This window comes from Empedobacter sp. UBA7252, assembly GCF_002472765.1.
GTDB lineage: Bacteria > Bacteroidota > Bacteroidia > Flavobacteriales > Weeksellaceae > Empedobacter > Empedobacter falsenii_B.
The window spans coordinates 64,655-64,892 of the sequence record NZ_DKSQ01000065.1; positions in this window are offsets into that span (position 1 = coordinate 64,655).

Below are 238 nucleotides of genomic sequence, written 5' to 3' on the forward strand. Positions count from 1 at the left end.
TTTAAAATTTATCAAAATAAAATTTGTTAGTTAAAAAATAAGTATTACCTTTGCAACCGCAAATACCGAGAGGGTTTGCTAAGATGAGAAGTTCATTTGAAATTATAAAATATACAGAAGAAAAAAATAGCCGAATAAAACGAAGTCAATCCTTTAATAATGGAGCTATAGGAAATTCGAAGTTGTAAAAACATAGGTAGCAATACCAAAAGAAAAATTACAATGGAGAGTTTGATCC